The sequence below is a fragment of the Burkholderia sp. AU28863 genome, assembly GCF_002223195.1.
Lineage (GTDB): Bacteria > Pseudomonadota > Gammaproteobacteria > Burkholderiales > Burkholderiaceae > Burkholderia > Burkholderia sola.
In genome coordinates this window covers 251,850-278,787 of the sequence record NZ_NKFE01000005.1, presented here as the reverse complement: position 1 = coordinate 278,787, position 26,938 = coordinate 251,850, and the positions used below count along the sequence as shown (strand labels likewise).

Genomic DNA, 26,938 nt, shown 5'->3' with positions numbered 1-26,938 from the left:
CACCGGAACGATTCGCGGGCGATTTTCGCGTTCATTCCATTGAATGGAATTTTTCAGAAATTCATCCCGTTCAGCAGAATTCGAAATTGACGCTCCGAAATATGGCTGGCTAGAGTCCGCGTCATCGGCGCACCGGCCATGCGGTGTGCGAACCCGGAGCTCCCCATGTCGTTTCTCACGCTTACGGATCTGACGAAAACGTTCGGCGAGCTCACCGCCGTCGCGGACGTCAACCTGTCGGTCGAGCAAGGCGAATTCGTGTCGCTGCTCGGACCGTCCGGCTGCGGCAAGACCACCACGCTGCAGATGATCGCCGGCTTCGTCGACGTCACGCGCGGGCGCATCGCGCTCGACGGGCAGGACATCACGCACCTGAAACCGAACCGCCGCGGGCTCGGTATCGTGTTCCAGAGCTATGCGCTGTTTCCGCACATGAGCGTCGCGGAGAACGTCGGCTTCGGCCTCGACATGCGCGGCGTCGACAAGGCCGAGCGCGCGGAGCGCATCCGCGCGGCGCTGGCGCTCGTGCGGCTCGACGCGCTCGCGCACCGCTTTCCGCGCGAACTGTCGGGCGGCCAGCGGCAGCGCGTGGCGATCGCGCGCGCGGTCGTGATCGAGCCGCCGGTGCTGCTGCTCGACGAACCGATGTCGAACCTCGACGCGAAACTGCGCGAGGACATGCAGTTCGAGCTGCGCGCGATCCAGCGCAAGATCGGCACGACGACGATCATGGTCACGCACGATCAGTCGGAAGCGCTGTCGATCAGCGACCGCGTGGTCGTGATGGAGGCCGGCCGCATCACGCAGACCGATACGCCGTACCGCGCGTACGAGCGCCCGGAGAATCATTTCGTGTCGCAGTTCATCGGCAAGGCGAACCTGCTGCCCGGCACCATCGTCGCGCACGACGGCCACGCGATCCGCATCGACCTCGGGCACGATCTCGCCGAGACCGGCCACACCGCGCACCTGCCGCCGCGCGAGCGCGACATGCGCGTCGGCGATGCGGTGTCGGTCTGCATCCGCCCCGAGAAGCTGCGACTGTGCGCGCCCGACGCCGGCCGCTTCGCCGCGACCGTCACGAGCCGATTCTTCCTCGGCAGCCAGTGGCTGTACCGCGTCGACAGCGCGCTCGGCGAAGTGCTCGTGTGCTGCCAGAACGAAGGCGCGGAGCCGCTCGCGGAAGGCGCGCCGGTCGGCATCGACTGGCACAGCGACGCCGTGCGCGTGATGCGCCGGGAGGCCTGAATGGGACAGCCTTCCCGCCCGCTCTCGACCGACGGCGCGCCGGCCGGGCTCGCGGCCGCCCCGGCAGCCGCCGACGCAATGTCGCCGCGCGCCGTCGGCGGCCACGCGCCGCGCGCGAGCTGGCGCGCCCACGCGCCGCTGTGGCTGATGTGCACGCCCGCCTTCGCGCTGTTCGCCGCGCTCGTGCTCGTGCCGCTCGCGATGACGTTCGTGCTGACGTTCTACCGCTTCGACCCGGCCACCGGCCCGATCGCCGCGTTCCAGTTCGGCAACTACGCGGAAGTGCTCGGCTCGTCGTACTTCCACACGATCTTCGCGCGCACGTTCGGCATCGCCGCGCTGACGACCGCGATCTGCGTCGCGATCGGCACGCCGGAGGCGTACGTGCTGTCGAAGATGCGCGACCCGTGGCGTTCGCTGTTCCTGCTCGCGATTCTCGCGCCGCTGCTCGTGTCGGTGGTCGTGCGCGCGTTCGGCTGGAGCATGCTGCTGAACACCAGCGGCCTCGTGAACCAGGCGCTCGCGCTCGTCGGCCTCGGGCCGTACAAGCTCGAATACACGACGTTCGCGATCGTGATCGCGCTGGTGCACGTGATGCTGCCGTTCATGGTGATTCCGGTGTGGACCGCGCTGCAGCGGCTCGATCCGCAGACCGAACACGCGGCGCTGTCGCTCGGCGCGTCGCCGTTCACGACGCTGCGCCGCATCGTCGTGCCGCAACTGATGCCGGGCGTGCTGTCGGGCAGCCTGATGGTGTTCGGGCTGTCGGCGAGCGCGTTCGCGATTCCGGGCCTGCTCGGCGGCCGTCGGCTGAAGGTCGCGGCCACGGCCGTCTACGACGAATTCCTCGGCTCGCTGAACTGGCCGCTCGGCGCGACGATCGCGGTGCTGCTGCTCGCCGCGAACCTCGTCGTGATGCTCACCTACTACCGCGTGCTCGAACGCCGCTACGCGCGCAGCCTCGGAGGCGCATCGCGATGAGAAAGAACGGCCCCTTCGCCCTTGCCTTCCACACGCTCGTGATCCTGTTCGTGCTCGCGCCGCTCGCGATCGTCGTGCTGGTCGCGTTTACGCCCGACGAAACGCTGACGCTGCCGACCCGCGGCGTGTCGCTGCGCTGGTTCCGCGCGATCCTCGACTATCCCGACTTCGTCACCGCGTTCGTCAACAGCGTGAAACTCGCATTCGCGTCGGCGACGCTGTCGCTCGCGATCGCGTTGCCGGCCGGCCTCGCGATCGGCCGCGCGACGTTTCCCGGTCGCGCATTCCTGAACGGGCTGCTGCTGTCGCCGCTCGTGATCCCCGGTCTCGTGCTCGGCATCGCGCTGCTGCGCTTCTTCGCGCTGATCGGCGCGACCGGCTCGTTCGCGTGGCTGGTGCTCGCGCACATGATCGTCATCACGCCGTTCGTGATGCGGCTCGTGCTCGCGTCCGTCGCGGGCCTCGACCGCAGCATCGAGCAGGCCGCGTGTTCGCTCGGCGCGGACCCGTGGACGACCTTCCGCCGCATCACGCTGCCGATGATCGTGCCCGGCATCACCGGCGGCTGGCTGCTCGCGTTCATCAACAGCTTCGACGAGCTGACGATGTCGATCTTCGTCACGTCGCCGCAGACGGTCACGCTGCCCGTGCGCATGTACATGTACGCGACCGAATCGATCGACCCGATGATGGCGTCGGTATCGGCGCTCGTCATCTTCATCACCGCCGGCGCGATGCTGCTGCTCGATCGCGTGTACGGCCTGAACCGCATCCTGATCGGCCAACATTGATGACGACTCCCGTTTCCCGTTCCACCGGCATCGCGGACGACGGCGCGCAGTTCGTGCGCATTGCCGAACGCGAGCGCGCCGCCGTCACGTTCACGCTCGACGGCCGCGCCGCGCACGCGCTTGCCGGCGACACCGTGCTCACCGCGATCCTCGTCGCGCAGCGTCGCGTGCGCGTCAGCGAATTCAGCGGGCAGCCGCGCGCGGGGTTCTGCCTGATCGGCGCGTGCCAGGACTGCTGGGTGCGCACCGAAGCCGGTGCGCGCGTGCGCGCGTGCTCGACGCCGATCGCCGAAGGCATGCGGATTCTCACGACCGCCCGACCGGCCGCGACCGGAGACGCATCGTGAGCGCCGCACTGCAACCGGTGATCGTCGGCGCGGGGCCGGCCGGCGTGCGCGCGACCGAGGCACTCGTCGACGCCGGGCTGCGCCCGGTCGTGATCGACGAGAACGCGCGCTGGGGCGGACAGATCTATCGTCAACCGCCGGCCGACGCCGCGTTCGTGCGCGGCAAGCGCACGCTGTACGGCTTCGAGGCCGCGAAGGCCGACGCGGTGCACCGGACGATGGCCGCGCTGCTGCCGCACGTCGACTATCGGCCGAACACGCTTGCGTGGTCATGCGGCATGGGCCGCGTCGACACGCTGCAGGACGGCCGCGAAGTGACGGTGCCGTACTCGCACCTGATCGTCGCGAGCGGCGCGACCGATCGCACGCTGCCCGTGCCGGGCTGGACGCTCGCGGGCGTCTATACGCTCGGCGGCGCGCAGGTCGCGCTGAAGGCGCAGGGCTGTGCGATCGGCCGACGCATCGTGTTCGCGGGCACCGGGCCGCTGCTTTACCTCGTCGCCTACCAGTATGCGAAGGCCGGCGCACACGTCGCGGCCGTCCTCGACACGAGCCCGCTGCGCCGCCAGGCCGCCGCCGCGCCCGCGCTGCTGCGCATGCCGTCGATCTTCGCGAAAGGGCTCTACTACAACGGCTGGCTGCGCGCGCATGGCGTCCCGATCGAAACGGGCGTCACGCTCGAGCGCGTGCTCGGCGACCAGCACGTGACGGGGCTCGCATGGCGCACCGCCGGCAACGACGCACAGCCCGCGTCGCCGCGCCTGCTCGATTGCGATGCGCTCGGCCTCGGCTTCGGCCTGCGCGCCGAAACGCAGCTCGCCGATCTCGCCGGCTGCCGGTTCGAATTCGACCCGCTCAATCGCGCGTGGCTGCCCGAACGCGACGCGGCCGGTCGCACGTCGGTACGTGGCATCTACGTCGCCGGCGACGGCGCGGGCATCGCGGGCGCGGACGCGGCCGAAGCGTCGGGCCGGCGTGCGGCGCTCGCGCTGCTCGACGATGCCGGCATCGCATCGCGCTCGCCGTCCGGCCAGCCCGGCGCGGCGGCGCTCGACCGCACGCTCGCCCGCATCGGCGCATTCCGCACGGGCCTCGAGGCGGCGTTCGCGCCGCCGGCCGAACAGGTTGCCCGCTGCCCCGACGACACGATCGTGTGCCGCTGCGAGGAGATCGACGCGGGCACGCTGCGCCGCTGCGTGCGCGACGGCGCGGCGACCGAATTGAACCGGCTGAAGGCGCTGACCCGCGTCGGCATGGGCCGCTGCCAGGGCCGCATGTGCGGCGACGCGGCCGCGCTCGTGCTGGCCGTCGAAACCGGCCGGCCGCTCGCCGACGTCGGCCGGTTGCGTGCGCAACCACCCGTGAAGCCGTTTCCGATCTCGGCGGCGCTCGCGGGCGACGACGTCGCGGCGATTCCCGACGAGGCGCGCGATGAGTGAGATCCGGCATTACGACGTCGCGATCGTCGGTGGCGGCCTCGTCGGCGCGTCGGCCGCGCTCGCGCTCACGCGCCGCGGACTGCGCACCGGGCTGTTCGAGCGGCGCGACTGCGGCGCGCAGGCGAGCGGCGTGAACTACGGCGGCGTGCGCTGCCAGGGCCGCCCGGTCGAGCAATTGCCGCTCGCGCTGCGTGCACGGCGCATCTGGGATCGCCTGCCCGAGCTGATCGGCATCGACGGCGAATTCGTCGTGTCCGGCCACTTGCGGCTCGCACGCAGCGACGCCGACCTCGACGCGCTCGACGCATACGCCGTGCTCGCCGGCGAACACGGCTTGCCGCTGCGGCTGATGCGCGGCGACGCGTTCCGCCGCCGCTACCCGTGGCTCGGCCGCGCGGCGCTTGGCGGCTCACTGTGCGAAACCGACGGCCATGCGAACCCGCGCCTCGTGTCGCCCGCGTTCGCGCGCGCGGCCCGCGCGGCGGGCGCGGACGTGTTCGAGCACACTGCTGTCGACACGGTTCATCACGACGGCACACGTTTTCACTTGCAGGCGGGCGGCCGCGCGCACACCGCGACGTGGCTGATCAATTCGGCCGGCGCGTGGGCGAACACGATCGCCGAACGCTTCGGCGAGGCCGTACCGATGGAGCCGATCTACCCGAACATGTGGGTGACCGAACCGCTGCCGCCATTCATCACGCACAACCTCGGCGTGTACGGCGGCGGTGTCTATGCGCGCCAGGTCGCGCGCGGCAACTGCGTGATCGGCGGCGGCCGAGGCCGCGGCGATGGCGAGTTCGGCCAGCCGTCGGTCGACACGACGCGCGCGGTGATGCGCGATGCGTGCGCGCTGTTGCCCGCGCTGCGCGACGCACTGCTGATCCGCACGTGGAGCGGCGTCGAAGGCTGCACGCCCGACCACAACCCGATCATCGGCGCGAGCCGGACGACGCCGAATCTGCTGCATGCGTTCGGCTTTTCCGGCGGCGGCTTCCTGCTCGCGCCGGGCGTCGGCGACGTGCTCGCCGATCTCGTCACCACCGGCGAAACCGTCACGGCACTCGATGCATTCTCGATCGGCCGCTTCTTCCCGCAAGCCGCGCCGACCGCCCCTTTCCGTCAAGAGGAGATCCAAAATTGACGTCCCCCTGCGCCTAAAGGCGAAGGATTCCCACAGCTGGCGATGCACGTCCGCATCGGAGAATGATCAGCGCAGCATTGGTATCACGATAATGTGCGACACCACATCTACAGCAAGCTCACTCTCTTATTCGCAGTCCTGCGATACCTTTCAGCCGCGTCGTGCTGTCTTTCGATTCGCACGCCGAGCAAGACTGGGTAGAAACCGCTTCCTTCGACTTTCTTGAACGTGGCTCCGTGCGTAATCGCCTTGTAGCAGAGCTTGTCCCGGAAAGACGACCAGAACGCGTCGTAGACGCTTTTCGCCATCCTGGTATTGGCGAGTTTCGTGGCCGACACGAGCCCATTCAAGTCGAATCCGTCGATCACCTCTTGTTCCACTTGAGCGCATGCTTCCGCGTGTCGTTGCAGAGGTTCCAGACGTAGTTCTCTACGCGGCTCGTTCAGCAAACCGTCGAGCGACTTCACCCGGTAGCTGTAGACAAGAACCATACCGGTGATCTTAACCCGTGGAAGAAGCTGCCTGTCAACAGCAATCCTTTCACTCCTCGCCACACCCCCAAAGGAAGTCCCCTTGGGAGAAAGGCCGGGGTTTCCAGGAGTAAATTTTGATGAAACTGCTCGGAACGATCGCGGCGGCCGCCGCACTCTGCGTGGCAGGCGCCGCCGCGCCCGCGATCGCGCAAACGAAGACGATCTACGTCGGCATGAACGGCGGGCCGATGGAAAAGGCCTATACGAGCCAGGTGCTGCCTGACTTCGAGAAGGCGAACAACGTGAAAGTGGTGATCGTGCCCGGCACGTCGTCGGACGTGCTCGCGAAGCTGCTCGCGAACCGCAACAAGCCGCAGATCCACGTCGCGTTCCTCGACGACGGCGTGATGGCGCGCGCGGTGAGCCTCGGCGTGTGCCAGAAACTCGACGATTCGCCGGTGCTGAAGGAGCTGTACCCGTTCGCGCGGATGAAGGACGACGTCGGCGCGGGCGTGCAGCTCGGGATGACCGGCATCGCGTACAACAGGAAGCTGTTCGCCGAGAAAGGCTGGGCACCGCCGACGTCGTGGATGGATTTCGCCGATCCGAAATACAAGGGCAAGGTCGTGTTCCAGTCGGCGTCGAGCAGCACGTTCGGGCTGCACGGCTTCCTCGCGATCAACCGGCTGCTCGGCGGCAACGAGCAGAACGTCGAGCCCGGCTTCGGCAAGTGGGCGAGCACGGTCGGGCCGAACGTCGTCGAGTACATCCCGAACTCGGCGAAGATCTCCGAGATGGTGCAGACCGGCGAGGCCGGCCTGTTCCCGCTGACGCCGACCGGCGTCGGCGACCTGCAGGACAAGGGCATCCCCGTCGCGTACGCGAACCCGAAGGAAGGCCCGGTGCTGCTGCTCGTCGACCTGTGCGTGGTCGCGAACAATCCCGATCCGCAACTCGCGCAGAAGCTCGCGCAATTCCTGCTGTCCGCGCCCGCGCAGACGAAGGCGGCCGAGGCCGGCAAGCAGATTCCGACCAACCGCCTCGCGAAGATGCCGGCCGCGATGCAGCAGAGCCTCGGTAACGTCGATGATCTGGTACGCAAGGTGACGGTGGTCGACTGGACCGCGATCAACGCGCGTCGCGCGCAGTGGGATACGCGCTGGAACCGGCAGATCGAGCGGTAAGGGGCGCAGGCGCGCGCCGGCACGGAGCCCGCGCACCACGACCATCATTTGCGGGAGTGATGACACTCCCCTTTTTCTGCGGATTTGACCGGGGAGCGGCGAGCCGACAACACTAGCCCGCAGTGCCGCACAAGACGGCACACGCCCGCCTCCCCCTTCAGAGTCCGCCATGTACCCGACCGACACCGTGCAATCCCCGAGCGCCGCCCGGCCGCTCGCCGACCGGCAGCTACGCCGGATCGTCATCGCCTCCGTCGCCGGCAACGCGATGGAATGGTATGACTTTTTCGTCTACGGCACGGCCGCGGCGCTCGTGTTCGGCCACGTGTTCTTTCCGCCCGGCGCCTCGCCGCTCGCCGGCAGCCTCGCCGCATTCGCGGCGTTCGCGCTCGGCTTCGTCGCGCGGCCGCTCGGCGGGATCGTGTTCGGCCACGTCGGCGATCGCTACGGGCGCAAGGCGTCGCTCGTGTGGACGCTGCTGATCATGGGTGCGTCGACGTTCGCGATCGGCCTGCTGCCGACCTATGCACAGATCGGCCTGTGGGCGCCGGCCGCGCTCGTCGTGCTGCGCCTGCTGCAGGGCATCGCGTCCGGCGGCGAATGGGGCGGTGGCGTGCTGATGATCAGCGAGAACGCGCCGCCCGAGCAGCGCGGCTATTACGCGGCGTGGAGCCAGCTCGGCGTGGGCGGCGGCTTCGTGCTGTCGTCGGCCGCGTTTCTCGCCGCGCAGGCGCTGCCCGACGACATGTTCCGCTCGTGGGGCTGGCGGCTGCCGTTCCTCGCAAGCATCGCGATCTTCGCGATCGGCATCTATATCCGCCGCCATCTGCCGGAAAGCCGCGACTTCGAGCAGGCCGGCAAGCGCGGCGCGCATACGCATCTGCCGATCGTCGAGTGCATCCGCCGCCATCCGAAGGAAATCCTGCTGGCGATGGGGCTGCGCGTGGCCGAGAACGGGGGCGCCTACATCTTCCTCGCGTTCTCGCTCGTCTACGGCAAGTACGTCGGGATTCCGAACGGCACGATGCTGACCGGCGTGATGATCGCGATGATCGTCGAGATGGGCGCGATGCTCGCCTGGGGCCGTTTGTCCGACCGGATCGGCCGCAAGCCCGTATACCTGATCGGCGCGCTGAGCCTCGTCGCATGCGCGTTCCCGTTCTTCTGGCTGCTCGACACGCGCGTGACGCCGCTCGTGTGGCTCGCGCTGACGGTCGGCACGGCGGTGAGCCACGGCGCGATGATCGGTACGCTGCCCGCGCTCGTCGGCGAGCTGTTCAGCACCGAGGTACGCTACTCGGGCGTCGCGCTGGGCCATGAAGTCGCGTCGATCTTCGCGGGCGGGATGTCGCCGCTGATCGCGACCGCGCTGCTTGCGCGCTATCACGCGTCGTGGCCGGTGTCGCTGTTCCTCATTGCGCTCGGCCTCGTCACGGTCGCGACGCTGTGCGTGATGCGCGAGACGCGCACCACGCCCCCCGACGGTTCGCGCGGCAACGAGGCATGACCACGCGACGCTCAGCGCCCGGCGTCGCGCCGCGCGCTGTCGAACGCCGGCGCCAGCCCGAGATGGTCGAGCAGCCGCGCGAATTCGCCGAGCCGCTGGCGCATGTACGCAGGCACGTCGACCGCCGCATAGTCGTGAAAGCCGGCGCCCGTGCGCACGCCGTCGCGCCCGGCTTCCATGTTGCGCACGACGCTCGTGGCCGGCGCGAAACGCGGGCCGATCTCGCCCGCCAGGTACTGCGACGCGTAGTACAGGATGTCGCAGCCGCCCCAGTCGATGAATTCGAGCAGCCCGAGCACCGCGAAGCGCGGGCCGAAACCGGTGCGGATCGCGGTGTCGATGTCCTCGGCGCTGGCCACGCCCTCCTCGACCATCCGCGCGGCCTCGTTCATCGCGAGCGCCTGGATGCGTGGCACGATGTAGCCGGGCGCCGGCCCGCAGATCACCGGCTTCTTGCCGACGCGTTCCAGCAGCGCCGCGAGCGCGTCGACGACAGCTTGATCGGTCGCATCGCCGCGGCTGACCTCGACGAGCGGCATCAGCAGCGCGGGATTCAGCCAGTGTGCGTTCAGCATTCGCGCCGGGTGCGCAACGTGGCGCTGCAATTCGGTGACGACGAACGTCGACGTGGTCGACGCGATCGTTGCGTGCGCATCGACGTGTTCGCCGAGCCACCGCAGCGCGTCGGCCTTTGCATCGAGCACTTCGGGCAGCGCTTCGAACACGATATCGGCATCGCGCACCGCGTCGGCCGCGCCGTCCCGCGCCACGAGCACGATGCGCGCGACGACGTTGCTGGCCTGCGCGGCATCGATGCGACCCAGCGCGACCTGTGCATGCAGCGGCCGCGCGATCTCGTCGCGCGTGCGATCGTCGAACGCGCGCCAGCCGGCCGCATCGCGCGGCTTGAAATCGATCAGCGTCACGTCGAGGCCCGCGAACGCGAACACGAGCGCGATGCCCTGCCCCATGCGTCCCGCGCCGAGCACGTGGATGCGCGTCACATCGGCGGCCGCCTTCATGCCGCGTACCCCACGTCGAGCAGCGCGCGCAGCGCGTCCTTCGACAGCGCCGCGAGCCCGAGCCGCTCAAGCGTGCGGCCTTCCGCATACAGGTCGCGCACCGCGACCGCGCTCGCGACGCTCAGCAGCCCCTGCGCGACGGGCGTCGGCACGCCGGCCCAGCGCCCGCACGACACGATGAACGACAGCCCGATCCGGGTGTCCTCGAGCATGTAGCGATGCGTGCGCAGATCGATCTTCTCGCGCCAGTCGCCGCTATCGGTCAGCTTCCCGTGCGCGCCGCGCCCGTACATCCATTCGTCGCCGTCGGTCGCGTAGTGATCGGCGAGCGGGAAATGCGGCGCACGGTAGCCGAGCGCTTCGCGCACCGCGATGCGTTCGGCGTCGAGCGCGTTCGTCACGCGGCGGATCGACGGCTGCGTGCCTTCGTTGTGGATGTCCCACGCGTCGAAATGTTCGAGCGGCCCGGCGTTCATCAGGATCAGCGGCGGATGGATCACCGGGCCCGCATTCATCAGCGCGCCGGACAATGCATCCTCGACCGGCTCGACCGACGGATAGCCGGCGCGCAACACGTCGAACGCCCAGCCGGCTGCGTTCGCCGGCCACACGCCGGTCGGCAGGCGCGTCGCGTACGCGCTGATCACGACATCGTTGTCGCGATGCTTGCGCACCAGATACGGCAGCGTGCCTGTTTCGGCGAACGCGACGCGCGAACGGTTGCCGGCGTCGGCCGCCGCGCGGGCGAACACGACGCTGCCGAACGTGCCGGGCGGCAGGAACACGACCTGGCCGTCCTCCAGCAGCGGCGCGACCCGCGCGGCGAGCGCGTCGTGCGATGTGGCCGGCAACGGCACCACGACGAGCCGCGCGCCGTGCAGCGCGGCGGCCAGATCGTCGGTCAGGCGGATCGCGCCCGGCGCATCGCCGAGCGGCACCGCGCGCTTGCAGCGATAGTCGGTGACGTTCAGCACGCCAAGCGCACGCAGCCGCGCATGCGGCTCGCGATCGCGCCGCCACCACGTCACGTCGTGGCCTTTTTCGAGCAGGTCGATGGCCGCCGCATGGCAGCCGTGGCCGCCGCCCAGAACACATACCTTCATCGTCTTCTCCTGGTGATCGAGTACGTCCGAGACTACGCGGCCGCCTGCGCCGCGTCGCTTCAAAACACGCAACGACGCGCCCGTTCGCGCAACGCAATCGCGAGGCCGCGCAAGCCGACGCGCCCCTGCATCCGTTACGAGGTCTATCAATGGACATCGCCCTTTCCCGCCATGCGCCGAACCGGCTCGGCACACTGCACGCCCCCGACGAAGTCGAACGCGCGGTCGCGCACCGGCTCGGGCCGCACCGGATGGCCGCGTCCGGCCGCGATCCGTTTCGCGCGGAGCTGTACGAAGTGCCGCTGCATCACGGTGCACTGCTCGAACTCAGCTACGGACGCGAAACGCGCATCGAATTCGGCGACGACGCCGATCACTTCCTGTTCCGGCTGACGCTCGTCGGTGCGTGCGAGCTGCAGGCCGGCAGCGTCGTCGCGCGCGCCGGCCCCGGCGAGTTGACCGTGTCGTCGCCCGCGCTCGCGAGCTGCCTGCGTACGAGCCCCGATTGCCGCAACCTCGTGCTGCGGCTCGAGCGCGGCGCGCTCGAACGCAAGCTGCAGGACATGCTTCACGCGCCGCTCGCACGACCGCTGCAGTTCGACGTGGCAGCCGGCGGCGCCGGCGCGGGCGGCGCGCTCGTGCTGCCGACCTTCGAATACCTGTGCCGGCTCGGCGCGCAGCCGGGCATCGGCACCGCGTCGCCGGCGTTCGGCGCCGACCTCACCGCGTGGCTGATGTCGCTGCTGCTCACGCACCTGCCGCACGCTTACAGCGACGCGCTGCTGCGCGGCACGCCGCCGCTGCCGGCCCATGTGCGGCGCGCGTGCGCGCATGTCGATGCGCACCTCGGCGAACCGCTCGCGCTCGCCACGCTGGCGGCCGTCGCGGGCGTCGCGCCGCGCACGCTGCAGCATGCGTTCCGCGCGTTCCTGCACACCACGCCGGCCGCGTACGTGCGCGAACGCCGGCTCGCCGCCGTGCATGCGGCGCTGCAACGCGGCAACGCGCGCAGCGTGACCGACGTACTGATCGCGCACGGCATCCATGGCTTCGGCCATTTCGCGAAGGCGTATGCGCGGCGTTACGGCCACGCGCCTTCCGTCACCGCGAGGCAGACACGATGACGCTCTCCGCTTCCGGCCGCCCGGCGGCCCCGCCCCGCCCCGAACCCGCGCCGCACAACAGCGACTCCGCCGACGGCCTGCGCGTGCAGGATCTCGATCTCAACCTGTTGAAGACGTTTCGCGCGGTGTATGAAGAGCGGCACGTCGGCCGCGCGGCGCTGCGGCTCGGCGTCACGCAGCCGTCGGTCAGCTACGCGCTCGGCCGGCTGCGGCTGATGTTCCGCGACGCGCTGTTCGTGCGCACCGGCACCGGCGTCGAGCCGACCCCGCGCGCGCAACGGCTCGCGATCTCGGTCGACAAGGCGCTCGCGATCCTGCAGGACGTGCTCGACGAAGGCTCGCGCTTCACGCCCGACAGCACGCAGCGCGTGTTCCGCCTGCACATGAGCGATTTCGCGGCGAGCGCGTTCCTGCCGACGCTGCTCGCCGCGCTCGACCGGCGCGCGCCGGGCGCGGTGATCGAGACGCTGCACGTCGACGAATGCCAGCTCAACGTCGCGCTCGAATCGGGGCGCATCGACTTCGCGCTCGGCCATTTCGCCGATGCGTCGAGCCACTTCCAGCGCACCGCGCTGCTGCACGAACGCTGCGTGCTGCTGATGCCGCGCCGTACCGCGCAGCGCGCAGGTTTGCCCGACGGTTTCGTGCTCGACGACACGGCGCCCGATGCGCTGCGCTTCGTCGCGGTCACGTCGCATCCGCAGTCGATGCAGCTGCTCGAACGGCACGAACTGATGCCGCGCGTGCGGGCGGCGCTGCCCGACTTCATGGTGGTGCCGGCGCTGCTGCAGGACGGCGACTACGCGCTGATCCTGCCGGAGACGATCGCAATCACGTTCGCGGCGCGCCAGCCGTGCGTGCTGTACGAGATCGCCGGCGCCGGCGAATGGGCCGTCAACGCGTACTGGCATCGCCGCTTCGACGCGGACCCCGGCCATCGCTGGCTGCGGGCGCTGCTGCTCGAGCTGTTCAACATCGGCGAGCAGGCGCCGTTCGACGCGTGGCTCGCGCCGCAGCCGCCCGCCTGCGCGTAGCGGTGCGGGCGGGCCCGCCGACACGCTCAGAACGACGTGAGAATGCCCGCGACGAGCGAGCTCGCGGTCGCGCCCGGCTTCGCCACCGCGACACCGCCGCCCGCCGCGCCGTTGACGACGAAGCGTGCATGCGCGCCGTTGCGCACCATCGCGGCGCCCGTGTACAGCACCGTGCGCTTCGACAGCGGGTAGTCGAAGCGGATGCCGTACGAATCGGCATTGCCGTCGCTATCGGCCACCTTCCGGTAATGGCCGACGCTCAGCAGCAGCGACGCGCGGCCGATCGGCACCGTCGCGCTGAGTTCGACGATGTCGCTGTGCGGATACGCGCTCTGGCTGTCGATCGCGGTCGCGACGTCGGGGCCGCCGCGATGGCGCATATACAGCGCGGCGATCTTCACGACGTTGAAGTCGTACGAAATCGCACCGAGCGTGTAGTTGCCGTTCGCGGCCGTGCTCGTGGCGCCGAGCGTCGATGCGGCGACCGGGCTGAACTTCTGCTGCATGGTGTCGATGTCGACCGACAACCCGCCGCGCACGTAGTTGATGCCGGCGCCGTACGTATCGCCGAGCGTCGCCGGCTGCCCGGCCGCGCCGTTGGCGCCGCGCGCGGCCATCGCACGCAGCAGGAAGCCCGCGTAGCGCGGCGACGTGTAGCGCATCGAGTTGCGCACGCGCAGGAACGCGGGCCCGACGAAGTTGTTGGTCGCGTTGCCCCATGCGAGCCCCGCGCCGAGGCCTGGCAGGCTGTACGTGACGAGCGTCGTATGCAGGATCGTGTACAGCTCGCCGAACTGCACGCCGCCGAACGGCCCCGTGATGCCGACCCACGCTTCGCGGCCAAACAGCGCGCCGCTGTTCGACAGCGCGCCGCTCGCCGCGTTGAAGCCGTCCTCGAGCTTGAAGATCGTCGCGTAGCCGCCGCCGAGATCCTCGACACCCTTCAAGCCCCACTGCGACGCCCACAGGTTGCCGCTGCCCATGCGCGTCACGTGGTTCGGCCCGGCGTTCGCGTATTCGATCGCGGTGTCGATGCGGCCGTAGAGCGTCACGCTCGATTGCGCGACGGCAGGCAGCGCGTTGCACGCGAGCAGCGCGGCGAGCGGTACGGCAAGCCGGAAGGCCCGCCCGTTCGAATGGTTCATCTGCGTCGTCCCGTAGAAGTTGCGGCGCCTGTCGGCATCGCGCCGCTTGATGTGAAGCGCGTTCGCTTTCAGAGACGAACGCTGCCGATCAAAACCGGCCCGAGTCTAGGAACGACAATTTCGGACGTCGACGCAATGCGCTCTATAACGCTTATAGACGCGCCGCATGACGCGCACGGGCCCCGCCGCACGCGCGCTGCGCGGCGGCCCGCGCGCACGGCCTCGGTGTTTTCTTTATCCGGGTCGGTAGATGTCCGTGTGGCGCGGCTGTCACTCCGGCTATGGCGGCCGAATTTGGCCGACTACGCTGCGTCACCGATCGTGTCATCCGCACGCTTTCGCGCCCGCGACGGCGCCCGGCCCGCGAGGCCGATGCCGCGCTTTTCCACCGCCCGCTCCTGGAGAACCCGCATGTCCGCATCCACGGCCCGCGCTGCCGACAGCAAGCGCTATACGTACGAATGGTATGTCGTCGTCATCTGCATGCTCGCGTACATCTTTTCGTTCGTCGACCGCCAGGTCCTCGTGCTGATGATCGAACCGATCAAACGCGACCTGCACCTGTCCGATACGCAGTTCAGCTTGCTGAACGGCTTCGCGTTTTCGCTGTTTTATGCGGTGATGGGCCTGCCCGTCGCGTATCTCGCCGACCGCTATGCGCGCCCGCGCATCATCTCGCTCGGCATCGCGCTGTGGAGCGTCGCGACCGCCGCGTGCGGGATGAGCCAGCACTTCGTGCAGATGTTCGTCGCACGGATGGGCGTCGGCGTCGGCGAGGCCGCGCTGTCGCCCGGCGCGTATTCGATGCTCGCCGACTACTTCCCGAAGGAGAAGCTCGGGCGCGCGATCGCCGTGTATTCGCTCGGCTCGTTCATCGGCGGCGGCATCGCGTTCCTGATCGGCGGCTACGTGATCGCGCTGCTCAAGCATGCGAGCGCGTTCACGCTGCCGGTGGTCGGGCAGGTGCATGCGTGGCAGGTCACGTTCCTGATCGTCGGGCTGCCGGGCATCCTCGTCGCGCTGCTGTTCGCCGCGACCGTGCGCGACCCGCAGCGCAAGGGGCTCGCGCAGGATCGCTCGGGCGCCGTGCGGCGCGTGTCGATGCGCGATTCGCTGCGCTTCGTCGGCATGCACCGCGCGACCTTCGCGTGCCACTACCTCGGCTTCTCGTTCTACGCGATGACGCTGTACTGCCTGCTGAGCTGGACGCCCGCGTTCTATATCCGCCGCTTCGGGATGACGGCCGTCGAAGCCGGCTACACGCTCGGCATCGTGCTGCTGGTCGCGAACACGGCCGGCGTGTTCTGCGGCGGCTGGCTCAACGACTGGCTGCTGCGGCGCGGCCGCGGCGATGCGCCGATGCGTGCCGGCGCGATCGGCGCCGCCTGCATGGCGATTCCCGCGACGCTGTTCACGCAGCTCGACAGCCTGCCGGCGTCGCTCGCGATGCTGGTCGTCGCGATGTTCTTCGCGTCGTTCCCGATGCCGACGTCGACCGCCGCGATGCAGACGCTCGCGCCGAACCAGATGCGTGCGCAGATCTCCGCGCTGTTCCTGCTCGTGTCGAACCTGATCGCGCTCGGGATCGGCACGACCGTCGTCGCGCTGTTCACCGATCGCGTGTTCGGCGCGCCGGCCGCGGTCGGTCATTCGATGTCGATCGTCAACGTCGCGGCGGCGACGCTCGCCGCGCTGCTGCTCGCCGTCGGCTGCCGCCACTATCGCCGCAGCCTCGAGCGTGAACGCGGTCATGCATCGGCATCGGCTTCGGCTGATGCGGCCGTCGACGCCGGCAACGCCATTGCCGCTCGCTGAAGTCGCGCGGTTCACCAATTGCGTGGTCGGCGCACCGGCCGCGCGATTGCCGCCCCGCTGACCGGCGACGATCGGCACGCCCACCATCATCCATCTCACTTATTCCACCATCACTTTTTAATCGATTTGATTTATGCAACGCCCGTCCCTATTCTCGACTGCATGACGGCGCGGGGCTCTGCCGCGCCGCGTTCTTCTACCCCACGGAATTTCCCCATGCAAGCGAACCGCCACCAGGTCCGGATCGACGCGCTGATCGACGCGGCGCAGGACATCCGCTGTTTCCGGGTCTCGCGCGTCGACGGCCAGCCGTTCGACGCGTACGAACCGGGCGCCCATATCGACGTCACCGCGCCGTCCGGCATCACGCGGCAATACTCGCTGTGCGGCAACCCCGACGAGCGCGGCAGCTATCTGTTCGCGGTGAAAAAGGAAGCGCAGTCGCGCGGCGGCTCGCGTTCGCTGCACGATGACGTGAGCGTCGGCGCCGAATTGTCGATCGGCACGCCGCGCAACCTGTTTCGTCTGGCCGATGACGCGAGCGAGCACGTGCTGGTTGCGGCCGGCATCGGCATCACGCCGCTGCTGTCGATGGCGTATGCGCTGCGCCAGCGCGGCGCGCGTTATCGACTGCACTATTTCGCGCGCAGCCGCGACCATGCCGCCTTCGTCGACGAACTGTCCGCCGAACCGTTCGCATCGCACGTGACGTTCCATTACGGCGTCGAGCCCGATGCACTCGCGGCCGAACTCGGCCGCTGCATCGAGTCGATCGACCTGGAAGCGCATGTCTATACGTGCGGCCCCGGGCCGTTCATGGATGCCGTTGTCGCAGCCGCGGCCAGGCGAATCCCGGAAAACGCGATTCATCTCGAACGCTTCGCGGCGGAGCCGTCCACATCCGTCACCATCGCGGACGCCGCACCGGCAGAGGGTTTCGAAGTGCGCCTGCAACGCAGTGGCCAATCGGTGCGCGTCGCGCCCGGTACGTCGATCGTCGACGCACTTGCAAAGATCGGCGTCGAAGTCGATACGTCATGCGGCGAAGGCGTATGCGGCACCTGCATGGTGCCCGTCATCGACGGCGAACCCGATCATCGCGATCACTGCCTGAGCAAGGCCGAGCGCGCGAGCAACACCGTGATCTGCTGCTGCGTGTCGCGCGCGCGCTCGGCGGTGCTCGTGCTCGATCTCTGATGCGCCGAGCACGCCGACGTGCTGCCGCACGGATTCACTGATTGACTGACGGAAGGCGCCCCGGCGATGGACATTCAGCCACGACGGTAGCATCACGCGCGAGCTGCCTGCCGCACACCGCCGATCGTCATTCGTCGAAACGCTCGACGATTTCAGCGAGCAGCGCGCGCATCCACGCGTTGCCTTCGTCCTCGTGGAAATGCTCGTGCCAGTGCATCGTCACCGGCGCGGGCGGCAGCGTGACCGGCAGGTCGTACAGGCGGAATGCGTTGTCGCGGTTCAGGATCTGCGCGAGCCGCCTCGGCAGCGTCGCATACAGATCGGTGACCGACAGCACGCTCGGCAGCGCGACGAAGTGCGGCACCTCGAGCGCGATGTTGCGGCCCACGCCCTGCGCGCGCAACGCGTCGTCGAGTGCGTGGTGGCTGTGCTCGACCGATTTCACGTTGACGTGCGCGGCGCGCACGAACTGCTCGAGGCTCAACGCGGCCGCCGCCGGCAGCCCGCGCCGGCGCCCCGTCATGCACACGTAGGGTTCCTCGAACAGCACCTGGTGGCGCGTACGCGGCATCAGCTCCGGCAGGTTGCCGATCGCGAAATCGAGCCGGCTTGCGCGCAGCGCCTCCTCGATCTCCTCCACCGGCAGCGGCTGCACGCTCAACGTCACGCGCGGCGCGCGCTCGCGCAGCGCCTGGCAGATCGCCGGCAGGTACGCCATCTCGCCGGCATCCGACAGGGACAGCCGGAACGTGCGCGTGCTGGTGGCCGGATCGAAGCGCTCCGCATAGCGCAGCGCGACGCGCACCATGTCGAGCGCCTTGCCGACGATGCCCGCGAGTTCGAGCGCGACCGGCGTCGGCTGCATGCCCGAACGCGTGCGCACGAACAGCGGATCGTCGAACAGCGTGCGCAGCCGGCCGAGCGAATAGCTGACGGCCGGCTGCGACAGCGCGAGCCGCTCGCCGGCCTTCGTCAGGCTGCGTTCGTCGACGATCGCCTGGAATACGCGCAACAGGTTCAGATCGAGATGATCGACCGATGTCATCGTGACCTCCATCATTTGCCGCATTTATTTGATTATCGATTTTAGATCAATTTGACCGATATGCGACAGAAGACGAGACTCGTCTCCGGACGCTGCGCACGGCGCGGCCCGATTTTCGCGACTCTTTCCCCACGACGACGATGAGCGACATTGCCTACCAGACGATCGACACCCGCGCCTTGCAGGGTCTCGCGCAGCCCGACCGCATCGCGCCCGCGATGTATCACGATCCCGCGCTGTTCGAAGCCGAGCTCGACCGCATCTTCTACCGCACCTGGATCTGGGTCGCGCACGAAAGCGAACTGCCGAACCCGGGCGACTTCATCACGACGACGATCGGCCGCCAGCCGGTGATCGTCGTGCGCGACAAGACCGGCGAGATCAACGTGCTGCAAAACCGCTGCCGCCATCGCGGCGCGACCGTGTGCGAATCGCACAAGGGCAACGCGAAGGGCTTCACGTGCCCGTATCACAGCTGGTCGTACGCGCTCGACGGCACGCTGCGCGCGCTGCCGTACGGCGACGGCTACGAAGGCGTGTGCGACAAGGGCGACCTGCCGCTCGTGAAGCTGCGCGTCGGTGTGTACCAGGGGCTCGTGTTCGCGAGCTTCAACGACGCGATCGAGCCGCTCGAGGATTTTCTCGGCGGCGCGAAGCCGTGGATCGACCTGTTCATGAAACAGGGCGCCGGCTACCCGATCAAGGCGAACGGCGAGCACAAGTTCAAGTTCAAGGGCAACTGGAAGATCCAGCTCGAGAACACCACCGACCTCTATCACTTCCCGGTCGTGCACAAGTCGTGGATGAAGTCGATCGACGACGAGACGGCCGCCGCGATCACGAGCTTCATGACGAGCGAGGACGCGTTCTGCCGCGCGCTCGGCAACGGCCACAGCCTCGCGGTGCTGATGCCCGAACTGATCGATCTCGACGACGACGACGGCGCACCGCTGGCCGAACGCTTCGCGCCGCTCGCGGCGAAACTCGCCGAACGTCACACGCCCGAGCAGGTGCGCCGTATCGTGCGCTCGCTGATGGGCGTCGGCTTCAACCTGAACCTGTTCCCGAACCTCGCGCTGTCGATGGCGTTCTTCCGCGTGCTGCGGCCGATTTCCGCGAACGAAACCGAGATCCGCCACGTCGCGCTCGCAATGGATGGCGGCCCCGACGAAGCGAACCGCGAGCGGCTGCGCATCCACGAGCACTTCCAGGGCCCGTTCGGCTTCGGCAGCCCCGACGATGCGGAAGCGTGGGAGCGCGTGCAGCGCGGCGCGCAGGCGGGGCCCGACGTGCCGATCCTCGTGAATCGCGGGCTGAACCGCGAGACGACCGCCGCGAACGGCGAAAAGACCGCGCATGCGACCGACGAGACCGGCATGCGCGAAGCCTACCGGCAATGGCGCAACATGATGGAGCAGCAATGATGGACGACCGCAACGCCCTCTTTTCCGAGCAAACCTTCGCCCGCGCGGTCGAATTCGTGTGGCGCGAAGCCGAGATGCTCGACCGCCGCGACTACCGTGCGTGGCTCGACCTGTGGGACCCGGCCGGCCACTACGTGGTGCCGATCGATCCCGACGCGACCGATTTCGCGGCGACGCTGAACTACGTGTTCGACGACCGGGACATGCGCGAGAAGCGCGTGCAGCGGATGGTGTCCGGCTATTCGGCGTCGGCCACCGACGCGGCGCGCACGGTGCGCACCGTGTCGCGCTTCACGCGGGAAAGCGGCAGCGCCGATACCGTCGAGCTGAAATCGGCGCAGGTCGTGGTCGCGTACAAGCGCGGCGTCGCGACGCTGTTCGCGGCCGACGTCACGCACAAGCTGCACGTCGATGCCGAAGGCGAGATGCGGATCGCCGAAAAGGTCGTGCGCCTGATCGACTCGACCGAAGCGCTCAGCGCGATCGGCTTCCTGCTGTAAGCCGCGGCCGGTTCACCGTCGCCAACGCAACGGTGAACCAGGCACCTTCACCTGTGAGCGGCTGCCGGTTCGCCGTCTCCCGCGCAAAGGTGAACCGGTCACCTTCACCTTTCCGGACCCTCATGCCCACACTCGAAGTTTTCCTGCCGGCCGGCCACGACGACGCACGCAAGGCCCAACTGATCGCAAGGCTCAGCAACGCGACCGTCGACGCGATCGGCGCACCGATCGAATCCGTGCGCGTGCTGCTCACCGAGCTGCCCGCGACGCATATCGGCCTCGGCGGCCGCAGCGCCGCGGACGGCGCGCCGCCGTCGCTGCCGGTGATCGTCGCGATCCTGATCGCCGGCCGCACCGACGCACAGAAGCGCGCGCTGATCGCCGCGCTGTCCGATGCGGGCGCGAACGTGCTCGACGCGCCGCTGCAGGCGACGCGCGTGATCATCAAGGACATTCCGACCACCGACTTCGGCATCGGCGGCCAGACCGCTCGGGCGCTGGGGCGCTGACCATGCGTCGCGCGTCGCCGCCCCGCCGCACTGCGCCCGAGCGGTTGCGCTCACCCGTCGGCGAGCGGCAGCGTCACGCGGCAGTCGAGCCCGCCGCCCGCGGCCGGGCTCGCGGCGATCCGCCCGCCGTGGCGCGTGACGATGCTCTTGCACAGCGACAACCCGATTCCGTTGCCGCCCGCCTTCGACGACGAGAAACCGTCGAACAGCCGGTCGTGCGCGCCGGCCTCGATGCCCGGCCCATTGTCGATCGCATGCAACTCCGCATGGCCGGCCACGTTCGCGGTGCCGAGCGTCAGCGTGCGCGGCACGCGCTCGCAACCGGCGAACGCCTCGATCGCATTGAACGCGAGATTCAGGATCACCTGCCCGATCAGCACGCGCTCGCAGCGGATCGGCAGCGGCGCGTCGGCCTGCACGATCGCCACCGTCACGCCGGCCTCCTTCGCGCGCAGCTCGATGAAGTACGCGACGTCCGCGAGGATGTCGCGCAGGTCGGCCCGCGCGACGACCGGCTCGCGCTTCACGATGAACTCGCGCACGCTCTTGATGATCAGCGCCGCATGCTCGGCCTGCCGGTCCGCGCTGCGCAGCCCCCAGATCGCGTCGTCGACGGCGCCGTTGCCGTTCAGCCGCCGCACCGCGCCTTCGATGAAATTGCGCACGGCCGCGAGCGGCTGGCTCAGTTCGTGCGCGATCACGGTCGCCATCTCGCCCATCGCGTTGTAGCGGCCCGCGTATTCGAGCATCCGCGCCTCGGCGCGCCGCGCGTCCTCGATCGCGACTTCGTCGCTCACGTCGCGAAACTGCACGAGCAGCCCGTCGAGATCGCCTTCGATCTCGACCTGCCGGCACAGGATGCGCAGCCAGCAGGCGGAGCCGTCGCGCCGCACGATCCGGTAGCGCTGCGGCGCGGACGGGCACGCGGACGGCGCGTCGCGCAACTGCGCGACGAGCCGGTCTCGATCGGCCGCGGAGCAATAATCGAGCACCTCGCCGAGCGGCTCGTCGGGCGCGAGCCCGAGCACGCGGCGGCCCGACTCGCTGATGAACTGCACGCCGCCGTGCGGCGTCACGACCGCGATGCCTTCGTCGAGATCCTGCATGAACTCGCGCAGCCGCGCCTCGTAGCGGCGCAACTGCTGGCGGACCGCCTCTTCCGCGCTGATGTCGCGGAACTGCACCATCACGACGTCGCGCCCGCGCAGCGGCACGTAGGTCGCGGTGGCCTCGGACAGCATGTCGACGCCCGTACGCGAGCGATAGCACCATTCGTACACCTGCGGGCCGTCGACGAGCGCGCGATCCCATGCGCTCACCGCGATCTCGCGCCGGTACTTCGGCTCGGGGCGCGTCATGTCCGGCGCCTTCAGCGGCAGCAATTCCTCGACGGAAAAGCCGAGCGCGATGCACGCGGCGCGATTCGCCCATACGATCGCCCGGGTGCGCGCGTCGTGCAGCAGCACGCAGGTGGTCAGCGCGTCGAGCAGCCGGTGGAAATCGTCTTCGTCGGGAAAACTCATGATCGGATTCGGGGGAAGGCGCGCGGCATCGCGCGACCGGAAACCCAACATAGCACCGGCGCGCGCCGATCGCATCTGAAGATTTCTTTAGGCCGGCACGGAGCGTCACCAGTCGCGCGGCCCAACGCACCAATTGCTGCGTGTTTTCGGCGTTTCTAGACTGGCTGCACAGTCTTGCCCCCGCAACCGACACCGGAATCGCCCCATCCCCAGGAGACTTTCATGCCGCAAGCCGCCCTCGCCATCGAATCCGCGCCGACCTCGCCGCGCGCGGCCAGTCCCGCGGCCGCGCCGTTGTCGCCGCTCGACGCGGTGATCGAAACCGTCGCCGCGCGCCGCGACGAATTCGACCGGCTGTCGCACGTGCCGCGCGACGTGATCGCGCTGTTCAAGCAGGCCGGCATCTATCGCGCGGGCACGCCGCGCCGCTTCGGCGGCGATGCGCTCGCGCCGACCGCGTTCCTCGACATGATCGAACGGATCGCGACCGCCGACGGCTCGGCCGCGTGGGTCGCGAGCTTCGGCTCCGCGAACGTCTACCTCGCCGCGCTGCCGCTCGACACGCAGGCCGAGCTGTACGCGAGCGGCCCCGACCAGGTGTTCGCGGGCGGCCTGTTCCCGGTGCAGCCCGCGCAGGCCGCACCCGGCGGCTGGCGCGTGAACGGCACATGGAAATTCGCGAGCGGCTGCAAGGGCGCCGACTGGCTCGGCGTCGGCATCGCCGTGCCGGGCGCGCAGGACGCCGCGCCGAACAAGCCGCGCACGGCCGTGTTCCGCGCCGCTGACGTCGAGATCGTCGAGAACTGGAGCGTGGTCGGCATGCAGGGCACCGGCAGCCACGACCTGCGCGTGAACGACCGCTTCGTGCCCGAGGCGTGGACCTTCGTGCGCGGCGGCGAACCGACCGTCGACGAGCCGCTGTACCGTTACCCGACCGTCGCGTATGCGGCGCAGGTGCTGGCCGTCGTCAACCTCGGCCTCGCGCGTGCGGCGCTCGACGTCGTGAACCGGATGTCGGGCGGCCGCCAGACGACGACCGGCGCACCGCGTCTCGCCGATCGCGCGTATTTCCGCATCGAGCTCGCGAAGGCCGAAGCGCAACTGCGTTCGGCGCGCGCGTTCTTCTACGATGCGACCGACACCGTGTGGCAATCGATCCTCGCCGGCAACCCGGTGACGCCCGACCAGGTGAGCCTGCTGCGGCTCGCGGCCACGCAGATCGCCCGCGAAGGCGCGAGCGTCGTCGAACGCGCGTACCGCCTCGGCGGCACGGCGGCGATCTACCGGTCGCATCCGCTGCAGCGGCTGCTGCGCGATGCGATGGTCGTCACGCAGCACGCGTTCCTCGCCGAAGGCAACTTCGACGGCGCGGGCGCGGTCTTCACCGGCGTCACGCCGTTTCCCGGCTATCTGTAACCGGCATCGCCCGACACTTTCGCTGAACGCGCATGCACCCGCCGCGCCGTCGCCGGCCGGCTCATGCGCCCGACCGATTCCTCTGGAGAACCCGATATGTCCGATTCGAATCCGCTGCCGCTGCGCGTGCTGTTCTGCTGCGGCGTGTCGCAGAATTTCTTCGACCTGCCGCGCGAGAAGATCGGCGAAGTGTGGCAGGCGTACGGCGCGATGCTCGCGGCCGTCGAAGCGATGCCCGGCGTGCGCGTGCTCGGCGTGATGGACGACGACCGTCTCGTGGTCGGCCAGGCCGACGGCGCGCCGTGGACCTTCTACATCATGGCCGACGTCGCCGATTTCGACACGACGGTCGCCGTGTGCAACCTGTACCGCACGACGCCCGTCGGCGAATACAACCTGTGGCGCTACGGCAAGATCGAGGCACGTGTCGGCCGCGCGCTGACCGTGCCGCCGGCCGCGAAGCCCGCGGCGTGAGGCGCGCGATGACCGATCTGTCTCCCGCTGCGATCGACGCGCTCGCACGGCGCGTCGCGGCGCTCGACGCCGAGCGCGCGGTGCGCGCGACGATCGCGCGCTACATGGCGCTGTGCGACGTACCCGAAGCGGCAGGCGAAGGCCCGTCGCTGGCCGAGCTGTTCACGGCCGACGCCGTGTGGGAAGGCATCGGCCCGCAGTACGCGCGGAAATTCGGCCGCCTCGAAGGCCCGGCCGCGATCGTCACGATGCTCGGCCGCTATCTGCCGCCCGACCCGCATTTCTCGGCGAACCTGCACTTCCTGACGTCGGAGTCGATCGAGATCGGCGCCGGCCATGCAAGCGCGCGCGGCCGCTGGATCATGCTGCAGGCGTCGCGCTACGCGGACGGCTCGGCCGAGCTGATCGCCGCGCGGCTGACGATCGATTTCGCACCGGCCGCCAACGGCGCCACCTGGCTGATCCGCCATTTCCGCACCGAACGCGTGCTCGACGGCCCGTGGCCGCTCGCCGCCGCGCCACGGTCCTGATGTTTCCCGCTGCTTTCGCACGATACCGATCATGACAGGCTTCATCGACACCTTCACGCCAGGCGGCCCCGGCCCGACGATCGCGATCAAGGACACGATCGACATCGCGGGCCATCCGACCCGCGCGGCGAGCCGCGCGCTCGCCGATGCGCCGCCTGCCGCGCAGCATGCGGACGTGGTCCGCCTGCTGCTCGACGCCGGCTGGCAGATCGCCGGCAAGGCGAACATGCACGAGCTCGCATTCGGCATGACCGGCATCAACGACTACACGGGCACACCTGTCAATCCGCAGGACGCCACGCGCATTCCGGGCGGCTCGTCGAGCGGTTCCGCGTCGCTCGTCGGACTCGGCGCCGTCGACGCGGCGCTCGGCACCGATACCGGCGGCTCGATTCGCGGGCCGGCCGCGTGCTGCGGCGTGGCCGGGCTGAAACCGACGTTCGGCCGCGTGTCGCGGCGCGGCGTCGCGCCCGCGGACACCACGCTCGATTGCGTCGGGCCGTTCGCACGGGAGATCCGCACGCTCGTCGCGGTGATGGCCGCGATCGCGCCGGGCTTCGAACGCGCGCAAGCGGAAGCATCCGCGGCAGGCTGCACGATCGCGCAACTCGCCGTCGACGCCGATCCGGCGATCGCGGCTGCGCTCGACGCGGCCGTTCGCGCGTCGGGCCTGCGTTCGCATACGGTCGTGCTCGATGAAATGCCGGCCGCGTTCGCGGCCGGGCTCACCGTGATCAACGCGGAAACGTCGCGCGCGTTCGGCCATCTGGTCGCGACCGGCAAGCTCGGCGCCGACCTCGATACGCGATTGCGTGCGGCCGCAACGACCGCGCCTGCGGCATTGAAGGAAGCCGAAGCCGTGCGTGCGCGCTTCACCGCGCAGGTCGATGCCGCGCTCGAACACGCGGACGTGCTGGTGCTGCCGACGCTGCCCGCGTTGCCGATCACGCTGCAGCAGGCACGCGACGGCGTCTCGGTGATCGCGATGTCGTCGCTGATCCGGCCGTTCAACCTGAGCGGCCATCCGGCCCTCAGCCTGCCGCTGCCGCTCGCCGGTTCGCGGTTGAAGGCCGGCTTGCAGATCGTCGGACGCAAGGGCGCGGACGAACGGGTCTGCGCGATCGCGGCACACTTCGAAGCGGCGTTGGCCGCATGAACCACGACGCGGGCGCCGCCGCCACAGGCGTGCGCCCGCGAACCACGGAACTTTCACACCATGTCAGACCGAGTCGTTCTCGTCACCGGCGCCGCGCGCGGGCTCGGCGCCGTCATCGCCGAACGCTTCCATGCGGCCGGCTATCGCGTCGCGCTCGCCGACATCGCCGCCGACGCCGTTCATGCGCATGCGCGCGAGCTCGACCCGAGCGGCGAACGCGCGATCGCGCTGCCGCTCGACGTCACGTCGAAACGCGATTTCGAAGCCGCGCGCGATGCGCTCGTCGCGCGCTGGGGCGCGATCGACGTACTCGTCAACAACGCGGGCGCATCGAAGGTCGTGCCGGCGATGGAGATCACGGCCGAGCAGTTCGATCAGGTGATCGACGTGAACCTGCGCAGCGTGCTGTTCGGCTGCCAGGTGTTCGGCCAGTATTTCGCGCAGCGCGGCGCGGGCCGCATCGTCAACATCGCGTCGCTCGCCGGGCAGAACGGCGGCTCGGCGACGGGCGCGCACTATGCGGCCGCGAAGGGCGGCGCGCTGACGCTGACCAAGGTGTTCGCTCGCGATCTCGCCGCGCACGGCGTGACCGTCAACGCGATCTCGCCGGGCCCGCTCGATCTGCCGATCGTGTACGAAAGCGTCGCGCCGGAAAAGCTGCGTCAGGTGCTCGCGAGCCTGCCGGGCGGCAAGCTCGGGTCGGCCGGCTTCGTCGCGGACGCGGCCGTGCTGCTCGCCTCGGGCGACGCGCATTTCGCGAACGGTGCATGCTGGGACATTAACGGCGGACTGTACATGCGCTGAACG

Annotated in this window: 25 protein-coding genes and 1 pseudogene; 20 read left to right on the top strand and 6 right to left on the bottom strand. The window is 69.3% G+C overall.

The window, feature by feature from the left end:
* Positions 1-165 precede the first annotated feature (165 nt).
* Genes CFB81_RS17795 through CFB81_RS17770 form a run of 6 tightly spaced genes read left to right on the top strand, consistent with a single transcriptional unit; the run spans position 166 to position 5,950 of the window.
* Complete coding sequence (locus CFB81_RS17795; protein ID WP_089436035.1) at positions 166-1,248, top strand: ABC transporter ATP-binding protein; 1,083 nt, start codon at positions 166-168, stop codon at positions 1,246-1,248.
* Entirely contained in the window at positions 1,249-2,229 is a 981-nt protein-coding gene (locus CFB81_RS17790) for an ABC transporter permease (protein WP_069618861.1), read from the top strand.
* Positions 2,226-3,020, top strand: coding sequence for an ABC transporter permease (locus CFB81_RS17785; protein ID WP_089436034.1), 795 nt, complete (start codon positions 2,226-2,228; stop codon positions 3,018-3,020). Before CFB81_RS17790 ends, CFB81_RS17785 begins: the two co-directional genes overlap by 4 nt.
* A complete protein-coding gene (locus CFB81_RS17780) occupies positions 3,020-3,367 on the top strand; it encodes a (2Fe-2S)-binding protein (protein ID WP_089436033.1) in 348 nt (115 codons plus the stop codon). The genes CFB81_RS17785 and CFB81_RS17780 overlap by 1 nt, the downstream gene beginning before the upstream one ends.
* The gene (locus tag CFB81_RS17775; protein WP_089436032.1) at positions 3,364-4,806 is read left to right on the top strand and encodes an NAD(P)/FAD-dependent oxidoreductase; all 1,443 of its coding nucleotides are present in this window, start codon (positions 3,364-3,366) and stop codon (positions 4,804-4,806) included. Before CFB81_RS17780 ends, CFB81_RS17775 begins: the two co-directional genes overlap by 4 nt.
* Complete coding sequence (locus CFB81_RS17770) at positions 4,799-5,950, top strand: FAD-binding oxidoreductase (protein WP_089436031.1); 1,152 nt, start codon at positions 4,799-4,801, stop codon at positions 5,948-5,950. The genes CFB81_RS17775 and CFB81_RS17770 overlap by 8 nt, the downstream gene beginning before the upstream one ends.
* A gap of 13 nt (positions 5,951-5,963) precedes the next feature.
* Here the strand turns inward: CFB81_RS17770 and CFB81_RS17765 are convergent.
* A pseudogene (locus CFB81_RS17765) lies at positions 5,964-6,294 on the bottom strand (zinc ribbon domain-containing protein); the annotation flags it as partial.
* A 266-nt stretch (positions 6,295-6,560) separates the two neighbouring features.
* On the opposite strand from CFB81_RS17765, the gene CFB81_RS17760 reads away from it, so the two are divergent.
* Together CFB81_RS17760 and CFB81_RS17755 are read left to right on the top strand one after the other, a co-directional pair.
* Positions 6,561-7,607, top strand: coding sequence for an ABC transporter substrate-binding protein (locus tag CFB81_RS17760; RefSeq protein ID WP_069618867.1), 1,047 nt, complete (start codon positions 6,561-6,563; stop codon positions 7,605-7,607).
* A 169-nt stretch (positions 7,608-7,776) separates the two neighbouring features.
* Entirely contained in the window at positions 7,777-9,114 is a 1,338-nt protein-coding gene (locus CFB81_RS17755; RefSeq protein WP_089436030.1) for an MFS transporter, read from the top strand.
* Between the two features lie 11 nt (positions 9,115-9,125).
* Here CFB81_RS17755 and CFB81_RS17750 read toward each other — a convergent pair whose 3' ends face one another.
* Both CFB81_RS17750 and CFB81_RS17745 read right to left on the bottom strand, forming a co-directional pair.
* A complete protein-coding gene (locus tag CFB81_RS17750; RefSeq protein WP_089436029.1) occupies positions 9,126-10,136 on the bottom strand; it encodes a 3-hydroxybutyryl-CoA dehydrogenase in 1,011 nt (336 codons plus the stop codon).
* Positions 10,133-11,239 (bottom strand): NAD/NADP-dependent octopine/nopaline dehydrogenase family protein, encoded by a 1,107-nt coding sequence (locus CFB81_RS17745; protein ID WP_089437049.1) that lies wholly within the window; start codon positions 11,237-11,239, stop codon positions 10,133-10,135. Before CFB81_RS17745 ends, CFB81_RS17750 begins: the two co-directional genes overlap by 4 nt.
* 149 nt (positions 11,240-11,388) lie before the next feature.
* Between CFB81_RS17745 and CFB81_RS17740 the strand changes: the two genes are divergently transcribed.
* Together CFB81_RS17740 and CFB81_RS17735 are read left to right on the top strand one after the other, a co-directional pair.
* Entirely contained in the window at positions 11,389-12,363 is a 975-nt protein-coding gene (locus CFB81_RS17740; RefSeq protein WP_089436028.1) for an AraC family transcriptional regulator, read from the top strand.
* Complete coding sequence (locus CFB81_RS17735) at positions 12,360-13,397, top strand: LysR family transcriptional regulator (protein ID WP_089436027.1); 1,038 nt, start codon at positions 12,360-12,362, stop codon at positions 13,395-13,397. Before CFB81_RS17740 ends, CFB81_RS17735 begins: the two co-directional genes overlap by 4 nt.
* A gap of 26 nt (positions 13,398-13,423) precedes the next feature.
* Here the strand turns inward: CFB81_RS17735 and CFB81_RS17730 are convergent, their stop codons facing one another.
* Positions 13,424-14,542, bottom strand: a complete 1,119-nt coding sequence (locus tag CFB81_RS17730) for a porin (RefSeq protein ID WP_089436026.1) — start codon at positions 14,540-14,542, stop codon at positions 13,424-13,426.
* 411 nt (positions 14,543-14,953) lie between these two features.
* Here CFB81_RS17730 and CFB81_RS17725 point away from each other — a divergent pair, with 411 nt between their 5' ends.
* Both CFB81_RS17725 and CFB81_RS17720 read left to right on the top strand, forming a co-directional pair.
* Positions 14,954-16,357: an MFS transporter gene (locus tag CFB81_RS17725; protein WP_089436025.1), complete on the top strand. Its 1,404-nt coding sequence runs from the start codon at positions 14,954-14,956 to the stop codon at positions 16,355-16,357.
* A 216-nt stretch (positions 16,358-16,573) separates the two neighbouring features.
* A complete protein-coding gene (locus tag CFB81_RS17720; protein ID WP_089436024.1) occupies positions 16,574-17,554 on the top strand; it encodes a PDR/VanB family oxidoreductase in 981 nt (326 codons plus the stop codon).
* A 127-nt stretch (positions 17,555-17,681) separates the two neighbouring features.
* Here CFB81_RS17720 and CFB81_RS17715 read toward each other — a convergent pair whose 3' ends face one another.
* The gene (locus tag CFB81_RS17715; RefSeq protein ID WP_089437048.1) at positions 17,682-18,599 is read right to left on the bottom strand and encodes a LysR family transcriptional regulator; all 918 of its coding nucleotides are present in this window, start codon (positions 18,597-18,599) and stop codon (positions 17,682-17,684) included.
* Positions 18,600-18,739: 140 nt separating this feature from the next.
* On the opposite strand from CFB81_RS17715, the gene CFB81_RS17710 reads away from it, so the two are divergent.
* The 3 genes from CFB81_RS17710 (at position 18,740) to CFB81_RS17700 (ending at position 21,032) form a co-directional block, all read left to right on the top strand.
* Complete coding sequence (locus tag CFB81_RS17710; protein ID WP_089436023.1) at positions 18,740-20,023, top strand: Rieske 2Fe-2S domain-containing protein; 1,284 nt, start codon at positions 18,740-18,742, stop codon at positions 20,021-20,023.
* A complete protein-coding gene (locus CFB81_RS17705; RefSeq protein ID WP_069618877.1) occupies positions 20,020-20,523 on the top strand; it encodes an aromatic-ring-hydroxylating dioxygenase subunit beta in 504 nt (167 codons plus the stop codon). The genes CFB81_RS17710 and CFB81_RS17705 overlap by 4 nt, the downstream gene beginning before the upstream one ends.
* A 122-nt stretch (positions 20,524-20,645) precedes the next feature.
* Positions 20,646-21,032, top strand: coding sequence for a tautomerase family protein (locus CFB81_RS17700; RefSeq protein WP_089436022.1), 387 nt, complete (start codon positions 20,646-20,648; stop codon positions 21,030-21,032).
* A 50-nt stretch (positions 21,033-21,082) separates the two neighbouring features.
* Here the strand turns inward: CFB81_RS17700 and CFB81_RS17695 are convergent, their stop codons facing one another.
* Positions 21,083-22,630 (bottom strand): sensor histidine kinase, encoded by a 1,548-nt coding sequence (locus CFB81_RS17695; RefSeq protein ID WP_089436021.1) that lies wholly within the window; start codon positions 22,628-22,630, stop codon positions 21,083-21,085.
* A gap of 147 nt (positions 22,631-22,777) precedes the next feature.
* Here CFB81_RS17695 and CFB81_RS17690 point away from each other — a divergent pair, with 147 nt between their 5' ends.
* The 5 genes from CFB81_RS17690 (at position 22,778) to CFB81_RS17670 (ending at position 26,935) form a co-directional block, all read left to right on the top strand.
* Positions 22,778-23,971 (top strand): acyl-CoA dehydrogenase family protein, encoded by a 1,194-nt coding sequence (locus CFB81_RS17690; RefSeq protein WP_089436020.1) that lies wholly within the window; start codon positions 22,778-22,780, stop codon positions 23,969-23,971.
* A gap of 96 nt (positions 23,972-24,067) precedes the next feature.
* Complete coding sequence (locus tag CFB81_RS17685) at positions 24,068-24,445, top strand: hypothetical protein (RefSeq protein WP_011356094.1); 378 nt, start codon at positions 24,068-24,070, stop codon at positions 24,443-24,445.
* Positions 24,446-24,453: 8 nt separating this feature from the next.
* Entirely contained in the window at positions 24,454-24,975 is a 522-nt protein-coding gene (locus CFB81_RS17680; RefSeq protein WP_089436019.1) for a nuclear transport factor 2 family protein, read from the top strand.
* Positions 24,976-25,006: 31 nt separating this feature from the next.
* Positions 25,007-26,131 carry an amidase gene (locus CFB81_RS17675; protein WP_089436018.1) on the top strand — a complete coding sequence of 375 codons (1,125 nt, stop codon included), beginning with the start codon at positions 25,007-25,009 and terminating at the stop codon, positions 26,129-26,131.
* Positions 26,132-26,191: 60 nt separating this feature from the next.
* Positions 26,192-26,935 carry an SDR family NAD(P)-dependent oxidoreductase gene (locus tag CFB81_RS17670; protein WP_089436017.1) on the top strand — a complete coding sequence of 248 codons (744 nt, stop codon included), beginning with the start codon at positions 26,192-26,194 and terminating at the stop codon, positions 26,933-26,935.
* The last annotated feature ends 3 nt before the right edge of the window (positions 26,936-26,938 follow it).